Raw genomic sequence first — 13868 nt, forward strand, 5'->3', positions numbered from 1 at the left:
GCTTTTGGAGCGACATGCGTTTTGTCCATCAGGACGCCATGCGTCTCGATGCGCCGCCGGCCATTCGCGCCGCGCGCGCCACGATCCGCTCCAGCGGTTCGGGCCGGTGCAGCAGAAAACCCTGGCCGAACTCGACGCCCATGTCATCCAGCATGGCCACCGTGTCCTGCCGCTCGATCTTCTCGGCGACGACTGCGCAACCGAGGCTGCGGGCAATGCTGGTGATTGCCAGCACGATCTCGCGGTCGAAGCGGCTTTCCGTGACGTGCTCGATGAAGGAGCCGTCGATCTTGATGGCATCGACCGGAAAGCGCCTGAGATATTCGAACGAGCTCATGCCGGCGCCGAAATCGTCGAGGCTGACCCTGCAGTGCCGCTCGCGCGCCTTGCGCACGAAGGTTTCGGCGGCATCGAAATTGGTGACGGCGGCGGTTTCGGTGATTTCGAAGCCGATGCCCGAATGCGGCGCCCCGGTTTCCTCGATGATGCTGTCGACGAAGTCCCATAGTCCCGGATCGCTCAGCGTCTGCGCCGACAGGTTGAAGCCGAGCGTGATCGCGCCGGATTTCATCGCCGCGCCGTGCCGCGACAGCGCGGTGCGGATGATCCAGCGATCGAGCCGCGCGGCAATGCCGAAGCGCTCCGCCGCCGGTATGAACTCGCCGGGCGGGATCAGCCGACCGTCCTTTCCGGCAAGCCGCGCCAGCACCTCGACATGGCGGTTCTCTTCCCAGGGCCTGCCCAGCCGGTGGATCTCCTGGCCGAACAGCTTCAGCCTGCCATCCTCCATGGCGTCCACCGTGTCGGCGGCGAGCCGTGCCGCGTTGAGGCCGCCCGAGCCGGAGACGGCATCGGTCGAAAACAGCGCGAAGCGATCGCGCCCGGCGGCCTTGGCCGCGTAGCAGGCATCGTCGGCGCAGGCCAGCGCGTCGGCCACCGTGGTGACGCGGTCGCGGACGATGGCGATGCCGATGCTGGCGGCCAGCCGGCGTGAGGTCGCGGCAACGCCGAGATCGGCGTCGCGCACGGCCGCCAGGATGGCGCCGGCCAGCCGCTCGGCCTGCACGGCGTCGCAATCGGGCACCATCAGCGCGAACTCGTCGCCGCCGAGCCGCGCCGCATGCGCCGATGGCGGCAGGCAGCGGCCAATGCCCGCGGCGACGCTCTTCAGCGCCAGATCGCCGGCGGCATGGCCGGCGAAATCGTTGAGCGCCTTGAAGTAGTCGAGGTCGATGTAGAACACCGCGAGCGGCACGCCCGTGGCGATATGGTCGGCGAGCAGCCTGTCGAAGGCGGCGCGGTTCCACAAGCCGGTCAGCGCGTCATGGCGGGCGGCGAAGGCAAGCTCCTGTTCGCGCAGCTTGTCCTCGGTGATGTCGCGCACCGTGCCGAGAACCAGGCCGGCCGCGCCCGCCGCGGCAACGAAGCGCACCAGCGACTCGACATGGCGGATGGCGCCGTCGCGCCTGATGATGCGGTATTGCGAGGCGGTAACCTTGTCCGAGCCGGGCGTCGGCAAATGCGCCTGCTCGGTGGCTTCCTTGTCGTCGGGATGCAGATAGGTATGCCAGAGGCCGCCCGACACTTCGTCGGTGTCGGCAACGAGGCCGAATATGTCCCGCGTGCGGGCGTCCCAATAGCTCTTGTTGGTGGCCATGTCATAGTGCCAGATACCGGTGCCGCTGGCGGCGAGCGCCAGGCGGAAGCGCACATTGACCTGTTCGAGCGCGGCCTCGGCCGCCTTCTGCTTCGAGATGTCGGTCTGCACGCCCATCAGCCTGAGCGGCTTGCCGTCGACGTCGCGCTCGACGATGCCGCCGCGGTCGAGCACCCATATCCAATGGCCCTGCTTGTGCTTGAGCCTGAGTTCGGTTTCGATGGCGTCGGTCAGCCCGGCAATGTGGCGGTCGCCGCTGGCCAGCGCCCGCTCGCGGTCGTCGGGATGGGTCAGTTGCAGCCACAGGTCGCTGGTGTTGGCGAGTTCATCCTCGCCGTAACCCAGCATTCGCGCCCAGGTCGCCGAATAGAAGCTGTCGCCGGTGCGAAGATTCCAGTCCCAGACGCCAAGATGGGCGCTCTCCAGGGCCTTGGCCCAGAACGCTCCGTTGCGATTTTTCCTGCCCTGCCGCGCCATCGTCCGTTTCGCCTGCCCCATCCCGCGGGGCAATCTGCGGCAAAACCAGAGAAGAAAGCGTTACTTGTCGCGCAAGGCGGCGGAGGTGCGCCGCCATCACCGGCCGTTGCTGCTCTGCGCCTTTCGATTGGCCGGCAAGAACCGGAGTTTTGCGCGCGTCCGATCGTCCTAGGGATGGCTGGGGATCATCGACACAGGTGATCTCCAAACCAGACAAGAAGAGGACCTCCCTATGACCAAGCAGGAAGACAACAAGGCCGTCGTCGTCAGATGGTTCACCGACTTCTGGGGTGAAACCTGCGACCTCTCAGTCGTCGACGCCGTCGCCGCGCCCGACATGCTGCTGAAATATTCACTGCACGAGCCGCGCCGCGGTCGCGACGACATCAAGGCCTTCATGACCGATTTCCGTGCCGCCTTCCCGGATCTCAATTTCTGGGCCACCGCCGATCTCATCGCCGAGGGCGATTATGTCGTCGGCCAGTGGGAGGGCGGCGGCACGCATACCGGCCCGGCCTTCAGCGATTTCCTCACCGGTTCGCTGCCCGCCGCCACCGGCCGCACCATGCGGTTCACCGGCACCACGGTGCTGAAGGTGATCGACGGCAGGATCGTCGAGGAAATCGGCCTCGACGACGGCGTCGCCGCCCTCACCCAGCTCGGCCTGATCAAGGCCGCCTGAGAGCCTCATGCAATTCGAGAGTTCGGCCAGGCGGCGTTGGCGCCGCCTGGCCGTGCCGGTTACTGGCTCGGCGCCATCACGTGCTCGCATGACACTTTCGGGTTCATGTCGGCGAAGGTGCCGGTCGGGTTGCCTTTCCAGGCCCAGACATGCAGTTCGTAGAACTCACCCAGGCCATAGCGGTTGGGCGCGCTGTTGAAGTTGAACAGCTGTCCCTCGAGCGACGCCGGCCCCTTCGAAGTGATGTATTCGACCGCCACCAGCTTCAGCGTGCCGTCGGCCATCGGCTCGTACATCACCGCTTCGGGACGGGCGATGTCGATCTTGTCGTCCTTCAGATACCCGCCATTGACATAGTGGATGCCCATGGCGCCGCCGGTGATGCCGCTGGCGCAGGGAATGGGCGCATAGCCTTCCGCCGTCGCCGCGTTGACGTCGAGAAACCGGCTGTTGGCTGCCCGCACCTTTTCGGCCAGCGGATTGGCGTCCGGCGCGCCCGCCGCCTCCTGATGCGCCTGTGCGAAGGTCGTGCAGACGGCCAGCACGGCCCCCGCCATGAGAAGCCCGTTGCGAAAGTTTGATTTCATATCCATTCCTGTTGAAAAGGCACGGCTGGCCGGCCGCCGACAATACGGCGGCGCGACAGGCAAGCGCCGTGGCTGTTGTTGCGTGGAGATCCCGAAAACGCGGCGAATGCCGGTCATCCCTTCGGTAGGTACGGGATCGTTCCGGCCAGATCGGTGTCGTCGATCAGCTGGAAACGGCTGTCGCTGCCGTCCTGGCGGGCCGAAACGAAAGGCGCATAGGCCGGATCGCTGGTGAAGGCGCGCGCCGCGGCTTCCGACGGGAAAGCCATCAGGGCGATCAGCGTCGTGTCGAGCGGCATGCCTTCGAGCGTCGTCACATTGCCGCTTCGCGACAGATATTTGCCGCCATGCTTGTGGACGAGGTCGTGCACCGAGGCGGCGTAAGCCGGGACCCACTTCGGGTCCTTCATCTTGATGTCCGCGATAACGTAAGCAGTCATTGTGCTCTCCTGGTTGCGGCGCACAGGGGCATCCCGTGAACCGGCCAAAGGGTTCGCATGGCAGGGCCAGCGCCAGCCAGTCCGCGATCTGTACCGGGCCGGTACAGTTTCTGTACTCGCCGCTTCAATCACGAAGGACTAATGTTGGCCGCAGGTTCGAGGGAGAGGCACAGTCATGACCCAGCACGGATACAAACAGTTCTGCCCGCTATCGATGGCCGCCGAGGTGCTGTGCACCCGCTGGACGATGGTGCTGATGCGCGAGCTCGTGGCGGGGTCGACCCGCTTCAACGACCTGCGCCGCGGCGTGCCCAAAATGTCGCCGACCCTTCTGTCGCAACGGCTGAAGGAGCTAGAGTTGGCGGGGATCGTCGAGCGCAAGGAGGTCCAGGGAGAGAAAGGGATCTTCGACTACCGGCTGACCGAGGCCGGCCGCGATCTGCGCCCGGTCGTCGAGGCGATGGGGTTCTGGGGCCAGAAATGGGTCGAGTCCCGGCTGTCGCTGAAGAATCTCGATCCGTCGCTGCTGATGTGGGACATGCGGCGCAATTTGAACCCCTCGCCGCTGCCGGAAGGACGCACGGTGATACAATTTCTGTATCAGGAACTCCCCGCCTCCAAACGCTCCTGGTGGCTGATCGTCGAAAAGCACGGCGAGGTCGACCTGTGCTGGTACGATCCGGGCTTCGACGTCGACCTCTATGTCTCGACCGACCTGCACACGATGACGGCGATCTGGATGGGATTGCTCACCGTCGAGAAGGCCGGTGCGAAGGTCGTCCTGACCGGCGACCAGGCCATCGGCAGGCAGATGCAGACATGGCTCGGCCTCAGCCCCTTCGCGGTGGAGCCCAAGCGCGCGGCGTAGGACAGGCCGGGGGTCGTCGGACGCGATCTGCGCCGTTCGGCAGGAAACGGGTGGCGAGGCGGCCTTTTGGCGGCTTCTATGCGCTTATGTTCATCACCCTGACCAAACATCTGCAACCCGCGCCACTGCCGGTGGACGACGATCCGCGCTGGGCGCGCATCGTGGCGCGCGACAAGTCGGCCGATGGCGTATTCTGGTATTCGGTGGCGACGACCGGCGTCTATTGCCGGCCGTCCTGCCCGTCGCGGCGCGCCAACCCCGCCAATGTCCAGTTGCACGACACTTTACAACAGGCGAAGGCGACAGGCTTTCGCCCATGCCGGCGCTGCAATCCGGATGGCCCTTCGCTCGAGGCCGCCAACGCCGCGATGGTCGCCGATGCCTGCCGCAGGATCGAGGCGAGCGAGGAGGAACCCTCGCTCGCCGAACTGGCCGATGCCGCCGGCCGCAGCCCCGGCTATTTCCACCGCGTTTTCAAGGCGGTCACCGGGCTGACGCCGAAAGATTATGCAGCGGCCCGCCGTGCCGCCCGGGTCCGCCAGGGGCTGGAAGACGGCGTCAGCGTGACATCGGCGATCTACGATGCGGGCTTCAATTCGAGCGGGCGTTTCTACGAAAAGTCGACCGGCATGCTCGGCATGACGCCGACGCGCTATCGCGCCGGCGGCGCCAACGAAGAGATCCGCTTCGCCGTCGGCGAAACTTCGCTCGGCACAATCCTGGTCGCATCGAGCCGCAAGGGCGTCGCCTCCATCCTGCTCGGCCAGGATCCCGACGCGCTGGTGCGCGACCTGCAGGACCGTTTCCCCAAGGCGCGGCTGGTCGGCGGCGACGGCGACTACGAGGCTCTGGTCGCCCGCGTCGTCGGCTTCGTCGAGGCGCCGGCGCTCGGCCTCGACCTGCCGCTCGACGTGCGCGGCACCGCGTTCCAGCAGCGCGTCTGGCAGGCCTTGCGGGACATCCCGGCCGGCCACACCGTTTCCTATGCCGAGATCGCGCGGCGTATCGGCGCGCCGAAGGCGACCCGCGCCATCGCCGCCGCCTGCGCGGCCAACGCCCTTGCGGTCGCTATTCCCTGCCACCGCGTGATCAGGAAGGACGGCGCCCTGTCGGGCTATGCCTGGGGCGCGGAGCGCAAACGCGCGCTGCTCGACCGCGAGGCCGGCGGGACGGCGACGACCTACCGGTCCTCGCGGGCCTGACGAGGATTCGGCAATGCGCGCGATGGCCAGGTCTCCCACCACCGGTGCCAACAGCCAGATCGCCAACGGCGCTGCCGTCAGAGAGGACGCGAAGGCGCTGGTCATGGCCGCCATCGGCGAACTGGTCCACGGAGGCAAGGCTGAGTGGAACCGCACCGCCACCGGCGAGATCGAGCTGCGGCTGTTATCAGGCGAGGTGTTCTTGCTCGGCGAGATGTCCGTCACACGTGTCGTGTGAGCTTTCCTTCGCGCAGGGCGGAGCATGAATAGCCGAAATCAGCACTCTACGGCGCCCCCCTCTGTCCTGCCGGACATCTCCCCCACAAGAGGGGAGATCGGCAGTTTTGGCGCCCCGCTCATTCTTGCAACGTTGGAAATTGGCGAAGGCGATGATGACATCCAATCTCCCCCCTCGTGGGGGAGATGTCCGGCAGGACAGAGGGGGGGGCGCCGTAGAGCACCTGCCTCCGCGTCCTCAGGCGCCCGAGATTTGAATTTGAAAGCAAGCATCGGAGTGAGGAACATCCGGCCCGTCGCTAGGGTTCAGGCACACAGAAGGAGTGAAGGCAATGAACCACATGCAAACCCATATGCCGGCGACGGGCGCCAGCGCCGCCCTCGACACCATCACCTATGCCATCGGCCAGTCCGCGCTTGGACGCATCCTAGTGGCGCGCGGTCCTATCGGCATCTGCGCCATCCTGATCGGTTCCGACGCCAATACGCTGGAACAGGACCTTGCCAACCGCTTCCCCGGCAGGGTGCCGCTCGAAAGCGAGGCCGGCTTGCGCGACGATCTCGTGGCGATTGCGCGCTTCATCGAAATGCCTGGCGCCGGCCTCGACCTGCCGCTCGATCTCAGCCACGGCACGCGCTTCCAGCGGCGCGTGTGGGACGCGCTGCGCACGATCCCATGCGGGGCCACCATCACCTACACCGCCCTTGCCCGGCGCCTTGGCATGCCGGACGGCGCCCGCGCCGTGGCGACGGCCTGTGCCGCCAACCCCATCGCGCTCGGCATTCCCTGCCACCGCGTGCTGCGCGCCGACGGCTCGCTGTCCGGCTACCGCTGGGGGACCGAACGCAAGCGCGCATTGCTGGAGCGGGAGGCGGCGATATGAACGCCGACGCCAGGGTTGCCCCATCGCTGGTCGAAGCCGCCGAGACACGCATCGCCGCCTACGACTGGCCGGCGCTCACCGCCGAGCTCGACGGCTTCGGCTGCTCGGTGATGGAAAAGCTGCTCTCACCCGAAGAGTGCCGGCAGCTCGCCGGCCTCTACCCCCAGGAGCAGCATTTCCGCAGCCACATCCACATGGCCAGGCACGGCTTCGGCAAGGGCGAATACCGCTATTTCCGCTATCCCCTGCCCGACCTGATCGGCGGCCTGCGCGGCGCGCTCTATCCCAGGCTGGCCGAGGTCGCCAACCGGTGGAACGAGCGCATGGCTATCCCCATGCGCTACCCCGCCACGCATGCCGCGTTCCTCGACCAGTGCCATGCCGCCGGCCAGGTCAGGCCGACGCCGCTTTTGCTGCAATATGTGCCCGGCGACTTCAACTGCCTGCACCAGGACCTCTATGGCGACCTCGCCTTCCCGCTGCAGGTGGCGATCCTGCTTTCAGAGCCCGGCGAGGATTTCACCGGCGGCGAATTCGCGCTGACCGAACAGCGGCCGCGCATGCAGAGCCGGGTCGAAGTGGTGCCCTTGCGCCAGGGTGATGCGGTGGCCTTCGCCGTCCACAACCGGCCGGTGCAGGGCACGAAAGGCAATTACCGCGTCAATTTGCGCCACGGCGTCAGCCGGCTGCGCTCAGGCATGCGCCACACGGTCGGCATTATCTTCCACGATGCCAGGTGAATGCCGGCCTCATGCTTCCCAGTAGGGCGGGTCGCCAAACACATCGCGCAGCCATGCGGTGAGCGCGCGCAGTTTGGCCGATCCGCGCCGGTCCTCGGGAAAGGCCATGTAGATGCTGGCTCCTTCCGGCTCGGCGCCGACATCGACGCTCACCAGCCGCCCGTCGGCGATTTCCGCCTGGATGAAATAGGCGGGAAGCAGGGCCAGGCCGAGGCCGGCAAGCGCGGCATCGCGCATCAGGATCCCGTTGTTGACGCGCAACGTGGTCTGAGGGCGGACAGTCGTCAGCCGCCGTGAAACCTTGAACCGCCAGTCGGCGGCGCCCCGTATGGAATAGATGATGCCCTTGTGGCGTTTCAGGTCCTCGACCGTCCCGGGCCGTCCGAATGTCTCGAGATAGTCCGGCGCTGCCACCAGGAAGCGCCGGCTCGAAGCCAGCTTCCTGACGATGACGGGGCCGTCGTCGACCACCGGCCCGTGACGCAAAATGGCGTCGTAGCCGTCGGCCACTATGCTGACGAAGCGGTCGTCGAGATCGAGCGTCAGCTCAATCCCCGGATGCTTGGCCAGGAAGCCATACAGCGCCGGGCCGAGATGCAGGATTCCGAAACTGGTCGGCGCCGCTATTCTGAGCGGCCCGGCGAGTTCACCGCGGCGCTCGGCGATCTCGGCGCTGGCATCGGCCACCTCCTGCATGATGCGCTTGGCGCGTTCATAGAAACTTCGTCCTGTCTCGGTGATGGAAAGCTTGCGCGTCGTGCGGTCCAGCAGCTTCGTGCCGAGGCCGCGTTCGAGTTCCGACAGCCGCTCGCTGATGACGGATTTCGACAGCGCCATGCGCCGGGCCGCTTCGGTGATCGAACCGGATTCCGCCACGGCGACAAAGGCGGCGGCGGCTTCGAGCTTCAGCATTGTTCGGCTTTCCCGAATTCACAATCAGGCGTCCGTCGCCTAACGAAATCAAGGGCATGGTGTCATAGTTCACAAAACCGCGATACCGCGGTGATAGAACAAAATCTCCAGGAGTGCTTACATGTTTCGTCCTTTGGTCATCGTGCTCGGCTTGTTGGCAATGAGCGTTCCGGCCTCGGCCCGCGTGGTCGCCTTTCCTGCCAGCTTCAAGACGCAGACGATCAAGACCAACGGCACCAGCCTGCACGTCCGCGTCGGCGGTAAGGGTCCGGCGATCGTGATGCTGCATGGCTTCGCCGATACCGGCGACATGTGGGCGCCGGCCGCGATAGCCCTGATGAAGGATCACACGGTGATCGTGCCGGACCTGCGCGGCATGGGCCTTTCGGCGCATCCCGACGACGGCTACACCAAGAAGAACCAGGCGGTCGACATCGCCGGCGTGATGGATGCGCTGAAGATCGACAAGGCCGAGCTGGTGACGCACGACATCGGCAACATGGTCGGCTACGCGCTGGCCGCGCAATATCCCAAGCGCATCACCAAATGGGTCGTCATCGACGCGCCGCTGCCGGGCATCGGCGACTGGGACAAGATCAAGCAGAGCCCGCTGCTGTGGCACTTCAACTTCCGAGGCCCCGACATGGAGCGGCTGGTCGCGGGTCGCGAGCGCATCTACCTCGACCGCTTCTACAACGAACTGTCGGCCGACCCGAAGAAGATCGACGAGGCGACGCGCGCCCACTACGCAAAACTCTATGCACGGCCGCATGCCATGCATGACGCCTTCGAGCAGTTCAAGGCATTCGACCAGGACGCCATCGACAACCAGGCGATGTTGGCCAGCGGCGGCAAGCTGCCCATGCCCGTGCTCGCCGCGGGTGCGGAAAAATCGGCCGGCACCAGCCAGGCCGACATCCTGCGCCTCGTCGCCACGGATGTGACCGGAGCCGTCGTGCCCGCTTCGGGCCATTGGATCATGGAGGAAAACCCCGATGCCACCGTCAAGCTGATCACGGATTTCCTCTCCAGGTAACGGCCTAGCGGGTCACTCCGTCGGCGGCGATCATGTCCAGTATCCACGGGCAGGCATAATAGTCTGCGATGCGGTCGATCGCCCCACCGGTCGCATGGATTCGCACCAGATAGGCCGGCCGCCAGACCTCGCCATATTGCCTGTCGACGACCAGCATGATCTCCCCTTCGATCGTGCCTGGCCGCATGCGCCAGGGCAGCTCGCTGCGCTCATATTCGACGAAGTAGGGCGAGCGGGAGAGCAGGCCGTTATAGCAGTCCGAGACCCGCAGCCGCGCATCGGCGCTGGTCAGCGCCCGCACCCCGTCCCAGTCCCTGGCATTGAAGAGCGCGACATAGCGGTCAAGCAGCCGCTCCAGTTCCGGGTTATGTGGTGGCACCGCGACCGGTTGCGCGGGCAAGGCGGCGAGCTTGGCGCGGCCGCGATTGAGCGCCGACTTGACCCCGCCCGATGTCGAGCCGACCAAATCGGCGATCTCGTCCAGCGAATGGTCGAAGACGTCCTTCAGCAGCACGCAGGCGCGCTCCTTTGGCGGCAAGTGCACCACCAGCCGCTCGATGGCGCGGCCGGCGGCCGGACCGGCCGGCTCGACCGGCAGCACGATATCGTCGCCGGCATAGAAGGCTTCGGCCGCGTGCCGCGTGCGGCGATTGCGGATGAAGTCGATGCACCTGTTATGCGCGATGCGAAACAGCCACGGCCGCAGCGCCTGCGCATCGTCGAGCAGCTCGATCTTGCGATAGGCCTCGAACAGCGCCTCCTGCATGATGTCCTCGCCATCCAGCGCCGAGCCGGTCATGCGCGCGCAATAGCGATGCAACCTGGCGCGCAGATGCGAAACCGTCTCCAGGAACGCGGCATAGCGCAGGTCGAACACGCGGTCGGGCTCGGGCCAGGCCCGCATGGCTTGCATCGTGTCGGGGGATTTGCGGATCTGCTGGTTCATCGCGGCACGTAGGTCAGGGTCACCACGCCGTTGGCGAAACGATGCGTGCCGACAAGATCGAGATCGACCGGTCCGACATCGTCGAAGGCGCGCTTGCCGTGCCCGACCCATGTCGGCACGATCGACAGATGATACTCGTCCACCAGCCCCGCGCCAAGCAAGGTGCGGTCGAGCTGCGACACCCCATATTTCAGGATGTCGCCGCCCGGCTGCCGTTTCAGCGCCGCCAGCGCCCCGGCGACATCGCCCTCTATCAGCGCGGCATTCCACGACACCGTCTTCAGAGTCGTCGAGGCGACCAGCTTCTTCAGGCCGTTGATGCGGTCCATGTAGGGGCTATCCCTGATGTCTGGCCAGCGTGCGAAGAACATCTCGTAGGTGACGCGGCCAAGCAGGAAGAACTCGACGTTCGAAAGCGCCTGCAAGGCATGGTCCACATTCTCCCCGACGAAGAACGGCGAGGCCCATGTCATGGGTCCCTCGATGACGCCATCCAGCGAGACGAAACTCGACACGATCAGGCGCCGCATGCTCACGCCGCCCTTTCGCTGGTCTTCTCACCGGCTGCCGGCAGCCCCAGTCTCGGCCGTACCCAGGTAGCGAAGCGGGCAATGGCATCATCGGCTTCCGGCGCCCGCCCGGCCATCATCTGGAAGGAGTGCAGCATGCCGTCGAAGACGTCGAGCCGGGTCTCGACGCCTGCCTGTCTCGCCCGCTCGGCGAACATGCGGCTTTCGTCGACAAGCGTCTCGTCGGCGCCGGCCTGCAGGAAGACGGGTGGAAAGCCGGAGAGATCGGCGTAGAGCGCGCTGACCTCGGGATCGCGCCGATCGGCATCGCCGATGAAGTTGGCCGCCAGCCAGTCGACGCCAGCCTTGGCGAAGGCCGGATCTTTTTCGCGGTTAGTCTCGTAGCTGGCAGCGGTCATCGCCATGTCGAACCAGCCGGAGATGATCAGCGTGGCAACGGGCAGCGGCCGCCCCTGCGCGCGCAGCCGCTGCAGGACGCCATAGGTCAGCACCGCGCCGCAGGAGTCGCCGGCGATCACCATCCGCCGGGGGTCGAAGCCCTGGTCGACAAGCCAGTCCCAGGCTGCCATCGCCGCCTCGAGCTGGGCCGGATGCTTGGCCTGATGCGCCAGAGGATAATCGTAGACCAGCGCCCGGCAGCCGACGGCCTTGGCGAGATGGCCGACCAGCTTGCGGTGGGTGTAGATCGAGCCGCCGATGAAGCCGCCGCCATGCGCATAAAACAGCACCCGCTGCTCGTCGGCGCCCTTGGGCACGACCCACATCGCCGGCACGCCGCCGGCATCGACCTCGATATAGTCAACGCCGCGCGGCTCGCCGGTCAGCGCCGTCCAATGGACATCGTTGTGGTCGATGATCGCTTGCGGGCTGGTCAGCTTGCCCGCATTGGCCGCGATCGCCGCGTAATGGTTCCTGTTTGCCTCGCTCTCGATGCTCGCCATGATATTCTCCTGGGGTTGCGGATCGCGGAAGGCGCGACCTTCGAAGGCAGAGACGTACGGGCAGGCAAAAAGGATACGCGGCGGTGGGCGCTTTTTTTTTTGCGGACGCGCTCAGCCGCCAAACATCGCGGCATGCCGCCGGGCGAATTCGACGAACGGCGTCGGCCGCACGCCGAACATCTCATGCGTGGCCAGATGCACCCGCGATTTCGGCCGCCGCCGCCGCTCCGCCAGTTGCTCGTCGAGCGCATCGGCGAAGTCGGCAGGGACGCCGGCGGCCAGCAGATTGCGCCGGCGCTCCTGCGGGCTGACATCGACATAGCGGACCGGCTTGCCGATCCCTTGCGAAATCCGCGCCGCGATGTCGCTCATGGTCAGCGCCTCGGGTCCGGTCATGTCGAGGCTCTCGCCTTCGTGGCCGCCATCGCGCAGCAGCCGGACGGCGATCTTGGCGATGTCCTCGACATCGACCGGCGACAGTTCGGTATCGCCGAGCGCGAGGTAAAATGCGCCTTCCGCGGCGATGGTCGGCGCGTCGCGCAGATAGACCTGCATGAACTGGCTGGGGCGCAGATGAGTCCACGCCATGCCGGCTCCCTCCAGATAGCGCTCGACCTCCTCATGCATGCGCGTGAAGCGGAACTTGGTCGCGTCATAGCCGATGTTGGATTCGGCACCGGAAAACTTCACCACATGCGTGACGCCGGCCTGCTTGCAGGCGTCGATGAAACGGCACTGCGTCTCGACCATGTCTTGCGCGGCGGTCGAAATCATCAGCACGCGATCGATGCCGTCGAGTGCCGCGCCAAGCGTCTCCGCCCGGCGCATATCGCCTTCGATCAGGTCGATGCCGGCAAGTCCGCCGAGCCCTGCCGCGGATGCCCGGTCCAGATCGCGAACCAGCGCCCGCACCTCATGCTTCTGCCGCGCGAATTCGCGCACGATTGCCTTGCCGTTCAGGCCGGTGGCGCCTGTCACCAGGATCATGGTCTGTCTCTCCATTCAGCATTGATGCGGCCGCCCTTTCGGCGACCGCATCTTGAAGACGAAGAGAAGCGGGCAAAGGATTCCGGCCAACGTCTTTTTTATCGGCGCGAGGCCAGTATGCGCCGGATCAGCCCGCCGGCGCGTAGCGGCTGACCACCATGCCGCAGGCATAGGCCTTCGCGCCGAGCAGCCGGAGGTTTCGGAACCCTCCCTCGTCGAAGATACGGCGGCCGGCGCCCAGCACGGCAGGATTGACGAACAGCTGGAACTCGTCGACCAGCCCGGCCGCGATCAGCGCCGACGCAAAGCCGGCGCCGCCGAAGACGGCCATGTCGCCGCCCTCGCCCGCCTTCAGCGCGTTGACCTCGCGCGGCAGGTCGCCGCTCACCACCGTCGTGCGCTCCCAACGCGAGGCCTCGAGCCTGTCGCTCGGCACCACCTTGCGCGCCTCGACGATGCGCCGCGCGAAAGCATAGAAGGGATCGGCCGGATATTTCCTCGCCGCATTGCCCCAATGGGTGAGGTAGCCCTCCTCGGCCATTTTGCGGCTGAGCAGGATGGTGTCGATGCCGGCAAACACGGCGTTGAAATCCTGTTTCAGCTCGGCGTCCCAACCATTGTCGTCGCCCCACTCCCAGAGCTGCCACGGGTGATCGGCATCGGCGCCGACGAAACCGTCGACCGACATCTGCATCTGCAGGATGAGGTTTTTCATCGGGTGTCCTCGTCAGATTTGCCTAGG

The 13868-nt window shown here is 66.0% G+C and carries 16 protein-coding genes; 7 read left to right on the forward strand and 9 right to left on the reverse strand.

Annotated elements, in window-relative coordinates; translation table 11 throughout:
- Positions 1-28 precede the first annotated feature (28 nt).
- Positions 29-2134 (reverse strand): EAL domain-containing protein, encoded by a 2106-nt coding sequence (locus EN851_RS30350; protein WP_135919373.1) that lies wholly within the window; start codon positions 2132-2134, stop codon positions 29-31.
- A 232-nt stretch (positions 2135-2366) separates the two neighbouring features.
- On the opposite strand from EN851_RS30350, the gene EN851_RS30355 reads away from it, so the two are divergent.
- Complete coding sequence (locus EN851_RS30355; protein WP_127870364.1) at positions 2367-2816, forward strand: ester cyclase; 450 nt, start codon at positions 2367-2369, stop codon at positions 2814-2816.
- A gap of 59 nt (positions 2817-2875) precedes the next feature.
- Here the strand turns inward: EN851_RS30355 and EN851_RS30360 are convergent, their stop codons facing one another.
- On the reverse strand, positions 2876-3409 hold the full coding sequence (locus EN851_RS30360) for a hypothetical protein (protein WP_189521961.1): 534 nt from the start codon (positions 3407-3409) through the stop codon (positions 2876-2878).
- Between the two features lie 107 nt (positions 3410-3516).
- Complete coding sequence (locus tag EN851_RS30365; RefSeq protein ID WP_127279716.1) at positions 3517-3843, reverse strand: DUF1330 domain-containing protein; 327 nt, start codon at positions 3841-3843, stop codon at positions 3517-3519.
- 175 nt (positions 3844-4018) lie between these two features.
- Here EN851_RS30365 and EN851_RS30370 point away from each other — a divergent pair, with 175 nt between their 5' ends.
- The 5 genes from EN851_RS30370 to EN851_RS30395 all read left to right on the forward strand — a co-directional run bounded on the left by EN851_RS30370 (position 4019) and on the right by EN851_RS30395 (position 7774).
- Positions 4019-4711, forward strand: coding sequence for a helix-turn-helix domain-containing protein (locus tag EN851_RS30370; protein ID WP_127279717.1), 693 nt, complete (start codon positions 4019-4021; stop codon positions 4709-4711).
- Positions 4712-4797: 86 nt separating this feature from the next.
- Positions 4798-5913: a bifunctional DNA-binding transcriptional regulator/O6-methylguanine-DNA methyltransferase Ada gene (gene ada / locus EN851_RS30375; protein WP_135930715.1), complete on the forward strand. Its 1116-nt coding sequence runs from the start codon at positions 4798-4800 to the stop codon at positions 5911-5913.
- 13 nt (positions 5914-5926) lie between these two features.
- Complete coding sequence (locus EN851_RS30380) at positions 5927-6151, forward strand: hypothetical protein (protein WP_135930651.1); 225 nt, start codon at positions 5927-5929, stop codon at positions 6149-6151.
- Between the two features lie 331 nt (positions 6152-6482).
- The gene (locus EN851_RS30390; protein ID WP_135930652.1) at positions 6483-7034 is read left to right on the forward strand and encodes a methylated-DNA--[protein]-cysteine S-methyltransferase; all 552 of its coding nucleotides are present in this window, start codon (positions 6483-6485) and stop codon (positions 7032-7034) included.
- Positions 7031-7774, forward strand: a complete 744-nt coding sequence (locus EN851_RS30395; protein WP_135930653.1) for a 2OG-Fe(II) oxygenase — start codon at positions 7031-7033, stop codon at positions 7772-7774. Before EN851_RS30390 ends, EN851_RS30395 begins: the two co-directional genes overlap by 4 nt.
- Before the next feature lie 9 nt (positions 7775-7783).
- On the opposite strand, the gene EN851_RS30400 is transcribed toward EN851_RS30395, so the two are convergent.
- Complete coding sequence (locus tag EN851_RS30400) at positions 7784-8686, reverse strand: LysR family transcriptional regulator (RefSeq protein WP_127279721.1); 903 nt, start codon at positions 8684-8686, stop codon at positions 7784-7786.
- 121 nt (positions 8687-8807) lie between these two features.
- Between EN851_RS30400 and EN851_RS30405 the strand changes: the two genes are divergently transcribed.
- A complete protein-coding gene (locus EN851_RS30405; protein ID WP_135930654.1) occupies positions 8808-9722 on the forward strand; it encodes an alpha/beta hydrolase in 915 nt (304 codons plus the stop codon).
- 4 nt (positions 9723-9726) lie between these two features.
- On the opposite strand, the gene EN851_RS30410 is transcribed toward EN851_RS30405, so the two are convergent.
- The 5 genes from EN851_RS30410 to EN851_RS30430 form a co-directional block, all read right to left on the reverse strand.
- On the reverse strand, positions 9727-10668 hold the full coding sequence (locus EN851_RS30410) for a sigma-70 family RNA polymerase sigma factor (protein WP_135930655.1): 942 nt from the start codon (positions 10666-10668) through the stop codon (positions 9727-9729).
- On the reverse strand, positions 10665-11198 hold the full coding sequence (locus EN851_RS30415) for a dihydrofolate reductase family protein (protein WP_135882043.1): 534 nt from the start codon (positions 11196-11198) through the stop codon (positions 10665-10667). The genes EN851_RS30410 and EN851_RS30415 overlap by 4 nt, the downstream gene beginning before the upstream one ends.
- Before the next feature lie 2 nt (positions 11199-11200).
- Positions 11201-12139, reverse strand: a complete 939-nt coding sequence (locus EN851_RS30420; protein WP_135930656.1) for an alpha/beta hydrolase — start codon at positions 12137-12139, stop codon at positions 11201-11203.
- 111 nt (positions 12140-12250) lie between these two features.
- A complete protein-coding gene (locus tag EN851_RS30425; protein WP_135930657.1) occupies positions 12251-13126 on the reverse strand; it encodes an SDR family oxidoreductase in 876 nt (291 codons plus the stop codon).
- Positions 13127-13253: 127 nt separating this feature from the next.
- On the reverse strand, positions 13254-13841 hold the full coding sequence (locus tag EN851_RS30430; RefSeq protein ID WP_135930658.1) for a dihydrofolate reductase family protein: 588 nt from the start codon (positions 13839-13841) through the stop codon (positions 13254-13256).
- Positions 13842-13868 lie beyond the last annotated feature (27 nt).

This window comes from Mesorhizobium sp. M8A.F.Ca.ET.208.01.1.1, assembly GCF_004791315.1.
GTDB lineage: Bacteria > Pseudomonadota > Alphaproteobacteria > Rhizobiales > Rhizobiaceae > Mesorhizobium.